Below are 8,023 nucleotides of genomic sequence, written 5' to 3'. Positions count from 1 at the left end.
TCTTTTTCAGATTGGTATCATACTTAAAAAACATTATTCCACCGATCATTGTAGCAATGATGACAAGGGAAAGAACAACAGCACTTGTTTTGGTCATTTTTGGAGTATATTTGCTGTTTCCTCCTGAATATCCCGCAGATCCATAATTTGGAGTATATTTGCCGTTTTCTCCTGAATATCCCGCAGATTTATACTCCGAAGCATTATATATGATATTTCTTGTTTTATTTCTTATCCTTATTATAACAAATACAACTACCGCAATCAAAAGAATGCCTATTATGATAAACGATACTGTACTGTGGTCTTTTTTCACGTAATCAGGCACATAAAATTTTTCGGGATTACTCGGATTCACATATATTTTCACCTGTTTTCCTGCCCATAATCCTTTAAACTGTGCATATGAATTTCCCTTTTTTATATACTCAACACCATTGTATGTATACTTGAAAACAGGAGCATATCCTTCCTGACCGTCATAATCGACTCTGTCATGGCGATTACTTTCGCTCCATGACTCCATAGCTATTATCTCACCCGAAACCAATTCGGTACAGCTCTTTTTATCCGACATGCTGCTAAAGCCAAAATATACTCCTAATGAAAATAATAAAATACCTATAATCAGCAACGGCAGTAAATACACTAGGCTTATGACGCCAGCGGTATTAGATATAGCTTTCTGATGCCTGTCCGCAAAGTCTATAATCTCCGCAGCCTTTCTGCCTACTCCGCTGTCACTATAATTTCCATAATTGTTATAATCATTATATTTCATTTTTTACTCCAATAATCCTTTCATTGTTCACATACACAGGAATGAACGTTTTAATCCCATATCATTTTACTTCTATCATAAGAAAAGGCTATCTTTTTTTATTAGCATTATTATCAGCTGAGCCAAAGATAATTTCATCAGCTCTCTGCTTGTTACTGATATATTTCATATCCCTTATGTATCTTCTCATATACCAAATGCTGATAAACATGATTAGGCAAACAGCTCCCACAAAAATATACCAAGTATATATTAAATGGGCAGCAGGACAGTAAAACACTGTAGGCTCATTGGGATCAATATAGAAATCCACGATCTCACCTTTTTTGATACTTATTTTGCTGAATGCGCTGCCTTCTTCAAGATATTCATTCCGGTCATATTTATAGGAATAAACGACAGTGCAGGTAGTTTGAACTGTAAGCTCTCCATTAACATAATCAATGTTTTTTTCGGGAGATGACCTCCTCTGCAACAGCCTTTGTTTTATAAGTACATCTGTCTTTCAGCTGTTTGATACCGTAGATTTCAAAACAGACGATGACCATGATCACGCATGCAAACAGCGCAAAGGCTATAGAGCTGTTCCTATACGACTTTATATTTTTATCCTTTTTCATTTTTTCTCCGTTATAATATCAGCTTCATCGGTCTGAACGATGAAACGCTGTCCTTGAATCCCAGTTTTTTATAAAGCGGATAACCGTCCGCAGAAGCTTTCAGTTCTATAAAGTCAAGCCGCAATGCTTTTGCGTCAGAGATAAGCAGTTCCATAAGAGCTTTTGCTATCCCCTGCCGCCTGTATGCATGAGCAACATAAACATTCAGCACAGTACCAGTTCTGCCGTTGGAAGAATTCGAATTTGGCGGCATTTCATTCACTACAAGGAAAGCCGAACCTACTGTCTTTTCGCCCTCCTCCGCGATGTATGCGAAGAAGTCCCGTCCAAGGTGCTCCGCATAGTACCTCGGCAAGCCTGCCCGTATATGCTCAGACAGCTCCGCAGGCATTTCCGGGAAATCCTCCAGCAGATACTCCATACGTATCTCCGTAAGTCCCTCAGTGCTCTGCGCTCTGAATATATCCATATCTATCACTCCGTGGTCAAAACATCAATATCAGTTATGTCCCGACAGTTCTTTTCTGAATCGTATTTTCCTCGCTACAGGAACAATTATGCACACCAACGTAATGATCACTCCTCTGATGGCAAACTTTCGCCAGTCGGTCTTGTTTTTTTCCATATCCGCCGGAATACATATAATCTCAGGATCATCTGGAGAAATATATATTTCCACCTCGTCGTCAAGTTTTGCGTTATCACTCACGTAACCCTTGCCGTCCTTGATATATTCACGTCCGTTATATGTGTATTTTATCCTCGGTGGTCCGGAATATGACACCGTGTGCCCCGATACGTTACCGTACTTGTCGTATATATCAGTTTCAGTCACGTCATCAAATGTTACTACAGCCTGTACCGGAAATGTACAGTTTTTTTCTTTATTGCTTGAAACGATATACTGAGACGTTCCCACAATAACGAAAACGATTCCTGTGAGTAAAAATGGTAGAACTGCTATCCAGAAAAAGCAGCCCACAAATCTATTTAATGATCTCTGCTGTTTTTCTGTAAGATTGCTGTATATTTCCTGAGGCGTTCTGTCATCGGCGTCAGATCCGCTCTGATCGTCATATCTGCCGTAGTCCACGGAGTTTTTCATATCATCATGTTGATTCTGATAATTATTCATAATGCCCCCTGCTTCATATATATCCGGGTGACTACAAACGCTTTCATTGCTGCCAAAACTATCTAAACTCTTTTTATACGCAGCCCGCATCATTCCATAAACTGTATGATATCCTTATATCATACAGCATATCCTTTTACGAAAGAGCCAACAGCATTTCTCTGATTATCTTGCAGGCAACTGCCGTTGACACTCCGCTCTGATCGTAAACGGGACTGAGCTCGTTCACGTCGCAGCCAACTATGTCAAGCTTGCTGCAAACCAGTGTCACAGCCTTTCTCAGTTCCTCAAAGGTTACCCCTCCGGCTTCGGGAGTACCAGTACCAGGAAATACTGACGGATCAAGCACGTCAAGGTCGAGCGTGAAGTAGACCTTTTTACCCATGAGTTTCTCCACTGCCTCCTCAAGCCCATCAAAACTGAATTTTTGCATTTCAGTATGCTCGTCAGCGAAGTTAAACTCCTCCCTGTCTCCGCTGCGTATACCGAACTGGAAGATTTTACCGTCTCCCACAAGCTCATGGCAGCGCCTCAAAACGCAGGCATGGGACAGCTTCTGTCCGAGATAATCGTCCCGAAGATCAGCGTGAGCGTCAAAGTGTACTATATAAAGGTCGCTGTACCTGTCCTTCACAGCCTTTACCGAGCCGAGAGTGACTAGGTGCTCGCCGCCTATCATAAATGGCAGCTTTCCGTCCTCAAGTATGATATTCGAACGAGTCGTTATATCTGCTAACGCGCAATTTGTACTTCCAAAGGAGAGCTCAAGGTCTCCGCTGTCAAAGTAGCTGTAATCAGTCATGTCTTTATTCTGATAAGGGCTGTAAGTCTCTATGCCAAAACTCTCGTTCCTTATGGCAGAGGGCGCAAAACGCGTACCTGGGCGAAAGCTGGTGGTTCCGTCAAAGCCGGCTCCGAAAAGAACTATCTTAGCGTCATCATACTCACTGTCGCAGGCAATGAAGGTCTGTATATTCTTATTCAACATCTCTGAGAAGCTCCTCTACATAGCACGGGAGAGCAAAGGCTCCCGTATGAAGTCTTGGGTTGTAGTAGCGCGTCTTTATGCCGAGCATACTCCATTTTGTACCGTTGTAGTCGTTTGTCGGGTGGTACTTCTTTGAAGCAAAGCCGAAGAGCCAGTGCCCCGAAGGGTAGGTCGGGATATGAGCCTGATACACCTTGCTTATAGGGAAGCTCTCAACTATGCGCTTGTGCGAGCGCTGCATAGCAGCAGCGTCCTCATCATAGAAGGGACTCTCGTGCTGATTGACCATTATACCGTCGTCACGGAGAGCCTTGAAGCAGCTTCCGTAAAACTCCTTTGTGAAAAGGCCCTCTCCGGGACCGAAGGGGTCTGTAGAATCTACTATTATAACATCGTACTGATCAGTACAGCGGCGTATGAACTTAACGCCGTCCTCGTAGAATACATTTACTCTCGGGTCGTCGAAACGGCAGGCAGTAGTAGGAAGGTACTTCTTACATACCTCTACCACTAACTCATCTATCTCCACAAGGTCTATGCTCTCAACCGAGGCATAGCGTGTGAGCTCCCTGACAACACCTCCGTCGCCGGCGCCTATGACCAGTATATTCTTCGGATTAGGGTGTACCGCCATAGGAACGTGAGTTATCATCTCGTGATATATAAACTCGTCCTTCTCTGTCAGCATCATATAGCCGTCGAGGGTAAGGAATCGTCCGAACTCCTTTGAGTCGAATACGTCGATACGCTGGAACTCGCTGTTTCCACTGTAGAGCTGGTGATCGACCTTTATTGAAAAATTAACGTTCGGAGTATGTCTCTCCGTGAACCATAATTCCATACTATACCTCCTTTTAAATCATAATTTACTCCGCAAAATTATGATTTATCCGCCGGCATTCCCGATATGCCATTCTGCTTCATAACAAATTTAAGGAATAAAGGCTTTACAATGAAAATAATGATATATGCAACTATAAGACTTAATATCAGTGACTTGATGAACGACGGCAGGAAAGGCATATTTGAACCATGTGCCGTTGCCTGCTTGTATGCCATGAACACCATTGAAAATGTAAGTATGGGCGTATAAACGAGGTCGGACACAAGTGTCGAAAGAAGTCTTGCCGGGAGACTGTGCTCCTCAATGCCGCATTTGCGTACAAGTCCGTCCTCAAGCTTTTTCATCGGTACTAAAAAACCGATGATAAGGCTTATCACAGTGCTTATCCCGAAGCTCATAAGAAATCCGGGAACTGTGAAGTGACCTGAGGAAAGCGTTCCCAAAAGTGAAAGGCAGAAACTGAGCGTGACTGCCATAAGTATACTCATCTGTAATCCAACTTTTTTCATATATGTTTTCTCCCTTGAACCAATAATAATACTATAATCTTAATTATGTCTGGTGCTGTTCATATATCGAGTACATTCAGCCTTTCGATGTTTATATCCTCAGTGCCTGTCATCTGACAGCCCTTTTCCTTGGCATATTTTATATACTCAATTATCTCACCGGTTATGAGCTCACCCGGAGCCAGTATCGGTATACCCGGCGGATAGCACATAACGAACTCGCTGCAAACCTGTCCTGCCGCCTCGTCAAGAGAAAGTGAACGTTTTTTCGCATAGAAAGCCTTTCTCGGAGTTTCCGACACCACAGGACTGATATATTCCTGAGTGAGCATATCCGTACCGTCCTTTCCGAAGCGCCGCTTTATCTCCGCAAGAGCGCTGATAAGTCGCTCGATATCGCGCTTTCTGTCACCTACCGAGATGTAGGCGAGAACGTTTCCGATATCTCCAAATTCTATCTGTATATCGTACTCGTCCCGAAGGAGGTCATAGACCTCTATGCCGGCAAGTCCGATAGGCAGGGTGTATATACTCAGCTTCGACACATCAAAGTCGAAGATACTGTCGCCGTTTATAAGCTCCTTTGAGTAGGCGTAGTAGCCGCCTATCTCGTTTATCTCCGAGCGTGCGTACTCAGCCATTTCCACTGTCTGTGCGAATATCTCCCTGCCACCGAGAGCAAGCCTCTTCCTTGAGATATCAAGACTTGAAAGCAGCAGATAGGAAGCACTCGTGGTCTGAGTCAGGTTTATGACCTGACGCATATAGTCGGCGTTGACATTCTTTCCGAGAAGCAGGAAGGAACTCTGTGTAAGGCTTCCCCCTGACTTGTGCATACTTACGGAGGCGCAATCCGCCCCTGCCGCCATAGCGGTAAGAGGGAAATTCTCCCCGAAATAGAAATGAGTGCCGTGAGCCTCGTCAACAAGCACTAACATACCGTGAGCATGAGCCAGCTCAGTTATCCTTTTCAGGTCGGAGCATATACCGTAGTAGGTGGGATTGTTGACCATAATAGCCTTTGCGTCAGGATTGTCGCGGATAGCCTGCTCCACCTGAGCCACAGACATACCGAGGGCTATGCCCAGCTTTGTATTCACGTCCGGATTTACATAAACAGGAACGGCGCCCGTCATGATAAGGGCGTTGATAGCGCTTCTGTGTACATTCCTCGGCATGATTATCTTGTCACCCTCCTTGCAGGCGTACATTATCATGCTCTGCACAGCAGAGGTAGTGCCGCCCACCATGAAGAAGGCGTTTGCCGCACCGAAAGCCTCGGCAGCAAGAGCCTCAGCGTCCTTTATGACAGAGACCGGGTGACAAAGATTATCGAGAGGCTTCATGGAATTGACATCGACGCTCATGCAGTCCTCGCCGAGGAACTCCGTGAGTTCCATATTTCCTCTGCCCCGCTTGTGTCCCGGAACGTCAAAGGGTACTATCCTCATGCGCCGGAATCTTCTCAACGCCTCGTATATAGGCGCATTTGTCTGGGAAAGCTCAGCCATTTCCGAACACGTTCCTTCCGCTGAAAATTTCTATCATCTCCCGCTGCAGCGCATTGGTTATCTCCAGTCTGCGCCTTGGCGGAAGCTCGTTGACATCTGTGTTGAACAGGTAATTTTGCAGGTCAAGCTCCTTGATGAGCATTTTCGTGTGGAACATATTCGCCTGATATACGTTTATATCCACAACGTCGTACTTGTCCAGTATCTTCTCGTCTATATAGTTCTGTATGGAAGTTATATCATGATCGATAAAGAGCTTTTCTCCGTCAAGGTTGCGTGTAAAGCCCCTTACCCTGTAATCCATGGTGATAATATCCGAATCGAAGCTTCCTATGAGATAGTCAAGAGCCGTAAGGGGCGTTATCTTTCCGCAGGTAGCAACGTCTATATCCACGCGGAAGGTGGCTATGCTCGTATCCGGGTGGAACTCCGGATAGGTATGGACGGTAACATGGCTCTTGTCGAGGTGAGCCACAGTCTCGCTGCCTCCTGCCGGTATCATGGTATCGTCTGCGATAAGGAAGGTAGCGGAAGCGCCCTGAGGATCGTAGTCCTGACGTGAAACGCTCAGCACCTGCGCACCTATCATCTCCGTAACATGAGTCATGATATCGGTTATACGCTCGGAGTTGTACTGCTCGTCAACATAAGCGATGTACTCCTGCTGCGAACGCGCCGTCTTGGCATAACAGACATCATATATATTGAAGCTCAGCGACTTCGTAAGATTATTGAACCCGTAAAGTTTCAGTTTATTCTCCATAAAAAACACCTTCACAACAAAAATGCACACAAAGACCTTATCAGCCATTGTGTGCATGAAATACGTATGCGCTTAGCACAGAAACTTCATTGACGGTACAGAGTCTATATAAGCAAGTACTACCTTTTACTACTCTTATTGACCTTTCACAAGCTGATGAGAACTTATAAAAACTTTATCGACGCGCAGTCGAATCAATAAGGCAACAGAAGTTGCCAGCCGATATATCGGCATTCGGCATTTGACCCGGCTGTCCGTATGGCCTCAACTCCCTGCGGAGTGGTCAATAGTCTTGCTCCGAAACCGTAGCTTCTTTTGCAATGTAATATATTTTATCACATTTTGCATTTTTTGTCAATAGTACAGCTCTATATTATTTGAGCTGTAAAATAATGGAAAGACGCCCTGCAATACAGGACGGGAGCGCCCCTCAGTTATCATTATGCTTTTTGCGAAGCTCAGAGATTATCAGGATTTCTCGCGTTGCAGTGAGGGCAATATTTCAGCCTTGAAGAAAACCTGTTTCCGCAGAACTCGCACATTATCTCCCCGGCCTGACTGCCGCCGTAGGAGCTGCTGTTTCCTGTACCGGAAATAAGATCCGGCATCTCGTACTGACTGCTGCCGTAGGAATTGCCCGTCAGATCAGGCTTCGTACTCGTCTGCGAATAAGGTGATGTACCGCTGTAGCCTGTTTTAGTTCCCGTGTATGAGCCGTTTCCTGACGCCGGAACTCCGAAGGTATCGGTTTCCTCAGGCGCAGGCTCTGCATTTCTGTACTTGAAAATTCCCCAGAACACCATAAAGAACATGTGTAATAGTATAAATCCCAGAAAGCACATTAAGCTGCCCAGCTCGCCCCTGTTTATACT

General features: G+C 44.9%; 10 protein-coding genes. All 10 read right to left on the bottom strand.

Going from position 1 to position 8,023, the window contains the following annotated elements; all coding sequences use genetic code 11:
* Window positions 1-781 (bottom strand): DUF3592 domain-containing protein (locus tag J6U00_RS11680; protein WP_296582038.1); only part of this gene is annotated, 781 nt, incomplete at its 3' end.
* Between the two features lie 440 nt (window positions 782-1,221).
* On the bottom strand, window positions 1,222-1,401 hold the full coding sequence (locus J6U00_RS11675; RefSeq protein WP_296582037.1) for a hypothetical protein: 180 nt from the start codon (window positions 1,399-1,401) through the stop codon (window positions 1,222-1,224).
* Window positions 1,402-1,411: 10 nt separating this feature from the next.
* On the bottom strand, window positions 1,412-1,870 hold the full coding sequence (locus J6U00_RS11670; RefSeq protein ID WP_296582035.1) for a GNAT family N-acetyltransferase: 459 nt from the start codon (window positions 1,868-1,870) through the stop codon (window positions 1,412-1,414).
* A 30-nt stretch (window positions 1,871-1,900) separates the two neighbouring features.
* Complete coding sequence (locus J6U00_RS11665) at window positions 1,901-2,536, bottom strand: hypothetical protein (protein ID WP_296582034.1); 636 nt, start codon at window positions 2,534-2,536, stop codon at window positions 1,901-1,903.
* Between the two features lie 136 nt (window positions 2,537-2,672).
* Window positions 2,673-3,524, bottom strand: a complete 852-nt coding sequence (gene speB / locus J6U00_RS11660) for an agmatinase (RefSeq protein WP_296582032.1) — start codon at window positions 3,522-3,524, stop codon at window positions 2,673-2,675.
* Window positions 3,514-4,365 carry a polyamine aminopropyltransferase gene (gene speE, locus J6U00_RS11655; protein WP_296582030.1) on the bottom strand — a complete coding sequence of 284 codons (852 nt, stop codon included), beginning with the start codon at window positions 4,363-4,365 and terminating at the stop codon, window positions 3,514-3,516. The genes speB and speE overlap by 11 nt, the downstream gene beginning before the upstream one ends.
* Window positions 4,366-4,403: 38 nt before the next feature.
* Entirely contained in the window at window positions 4,404-4,877 is a 474-nt protein-coding gene (locus J6U00_RS11650; RefSeq protein WP_296582028.1) for a hypothetical protein, read from the bottom strand.
* A gap of 59 nt (window positions 4,878-4,936) precedes the next feature.
* Window positions 4,937-6,388: an aminotransferase class I/II-fold pyridoxal phosphate-dependent enzyme gene (locus J6U00_RS11645; RefSeq protein ID WP_296582026.1), complete on the bottom strand. Its 1,452-nt coding sequence runs from the start codon at window positions 6,386-6,388 to the stop codon at window positions 4,937-4,939.
* Window positions 6,381-7,151: an adenosylmethionine decarboxylase gene (gene speD / locus J6U00_RS11640; protein ID WP_294754286.1), complete on the bottom strand. Its 771-nt coding sequence runs from the start codon at window positions 7,149-7,151 to the stop codon at window positions 6,381-6,383. Before speD ends, J6U00_RS11645 begins: the two co-directional genes overlap by 8 nt.
* A 458-nt stretch (window positions 7,152-7,609) precedes the next feature.
* The coding region (locus J6U00_RS11635; RefSeq protein ID WP_296582025.1) for a hypothetical protein at window positions 7,610-8,023 on the bottom strand (414 nt) is incomplete at its 5' end.

This window comes from Ruminococcus sp., from assembly GCF_017650195.1.
GTDB lineage: Bacteria > Bacillota > Clostridia > Oscillospirales > Ruminococcaceae > Ruminococcus.
Note: the sequence above shows the minus strand (reverse complement) of the source record. Positions and strands in the feature narration are given on the sequence as shown.